Here is a 2,306-nt window from a genome sequence, read left to right as displayed (position 1 = left end):
TCCCAGGTAAGCCCGTCCTGTGCCACACCATCGGAGAAGTTAGGCGTTACGGCATTCACCCCGTTGTAGGTGCCACCGGTAGAACCGCCATAGGTACCCTGGTTGATGCTGTAATTATTATACTGGAGATAATATTGTTTTGGTAAACTGCCTGTTACGCCATAGCTTCCGCGGATCTTGAAATATTCCACCCAGCTTTTGAAAGGCGCCATAAACGGTTCGTCGGAAAGGTTCCAGCCGGCTGATACGGAGGGGAAGTAGCCCCACCTGCTGTTACGGCCGAAACGGGAAGAAGCATCGGCACGATAGGCAAACGACAGCAGGTATTTCTCTTTATAGTTATAATTCACACGGGAGAAAAAGGACAACATACCGGACGACTGGTAATCAGACCCGGAAACCAGGTTGCCATACGCATCCCTGTACATCATATAGCTGAGATTATATCCCTGCACCACTTTCACATTATCGTTACTCAGCGCCCCGCTGCCTATACCGGTAAATTCATTCCGGATATTATTGATGGTGTTACCCAGCAGCACATTCAGATGATGATCTTTATTCACAACATCCGTAGAATAGTTCAGCGTATTATCGAGGTTCAGGTTTTCATAACGCGATTTACCGCTTTGTGCATAGGATAAGCCGGCGGTGTTCAGCTCTCCCGGTCTGAAAATATCGCGGGTGTTGATGCTGGACTGAACAGAACCTATGGAGGAAAAGCGCAGCTTTTTGGAGATGTCGTAGTTCACGGTAAGACTGGCAGTGATATCATCGTTGATGTTTTTATCACGGCCGGATTCCAGGTCGCCGGTTAAGTTTTTACGGTCAATATCGGAGATATTGAAGAGGGAAGAAAGATACTGGCCGTTTATCAGCGGGATCACATTTTCTCCCGGGAATACGCCACGGCCGCGGGATCTGTCGCCCCGGCTCAAACGGAACAGGGAAGAAACATTCAAACGCGACGACATTTTCACGCCCATGGCAGCGGAAATCGTATAGCGTTTAAAGCCGGTTCCACGGATCGTTCCGTCTTCATCGTAATAGTTGCCGCTGATACGGTAGTTGGTAGTTTCTGATGCGCCGGAAACAGACAGGTCGTAGTTCTGGATAATGCCGTTCTGGTAAAAGAGATCCTGCCAGTCTACCGCGCCGCTGAAAGCGGGATTCAGGCTGTCTGTCAGCATCATGGGAATACCGTTCACTTTCTGCTGGTCTGAAAGATACTTTTGCAGGTAATCCATTTTGAACCATCTTTCTTCCGCGCCGCCATATACCGTTTCAAATTTTGGTTGCCGGGTTAAACCTGCATAGGTGGAGAAGTTCACCTGTGGCTTGCCCTGTTTGCCACGCTTGGTTTTTACGATCACCACGCCGTTGGCGCCACGGGAACCATAAATGGCCGCAGCAGAGGCGTCTTTCAGGATGTCGATAGATTCAATATCGTTGGGGTTCAGGCCGGCGATATAGTTGGTACCGGTATTATCAAACGCTGCGGCATCATCCAGCGACACGGGGATATCGTCTATCACAAACAGCGGGGAGCTTAAAGTACGGGCGGCGCTGGCATCGCGGCTGATAGAGGTATTTCCTCTTACCACGAAAGACCCTCTTACGCCCGGCTCACCGGTAAAGTTCTGCACGTTCAAACCGGCGGCACGGCCTTGCAGCAGCTGGTCGAAGCTGGGAGAAGGAAGGTTTTCGATATCCTTGCCCTTTACACTGGAAACCGCTGCTGTTACCGTTTTGCGCCGCACTTCCTGGTAACCGATCACCACTACATCTTTTAAACTTTTGGCATCCGGTTTCAGGGCAATAGTATAAGACGCTTTCCCCGACAATACCAACGTTTGCGTTTCAAAACCTATAAATGAAATGGAAAGCTTGTTGGAACTGCCTTTCAGGGTAAGCGTAAACTCGCCCTGGGGGCTGGTGGCTGCACCATTATTGGTACCTACTTCTTTTACAGATACACCGGGTAGCGGCCCACCTTTGTCATCTGTAACAGTACCTGAAATTTTTCGCTCCTGGGCCCATGCCTGCAGGCATAGGAATCCCATTAGCACTAGTAGTAGCAACTTTTTGTGCATAGATTCTGGTTTATTGAATTATTCTGGAATTATCAGACTGGCTGACTGAATGTTTACGGAAATTTGTTCACTGGTGAAATAATCGTTGTTGCTGTGTTAATGGAACGGGTGAATTACAATCGTTGCTGGTACGTCAAGTTTGGTTGAATAAATCCGTTTATAAAAATGTTTGTTCACTGAAATGCTACACTGTTATTAAATGCTCACTGGTAT

The 2,306-nt window shown here is 48.4% G+C and carries 1 protein-coding gene; it reads right to left on the bottom strand.

What is annotated here, in order from left to right; translation table 11 throughout:
- Window positions 1-2,093: SusC/RagA family TonB-linked outer membrane protein (locus VN105_RS25345; RefSeq protein WP_325645508.1), on the bottom strand; the 2,093-nt coding region annotated here is incomplete at its 3' end.
- Window positions 2,094-2,306: the final 213 nt, after the last annotated feature.

Origin of the sequence: Chitinophaga sp. (assembly GCF_035564935.1) — a bacterium.
Lineage (GTDB): Bacteria > Bacteroidota > Bacteroidia > Chitinophagales > Chitinophagaceae > Chitinophaga.
Note: the sequence above shows the minus strand (reverse complement) of the source record. Positions and strands in the feature narration are given on the sequence as shown.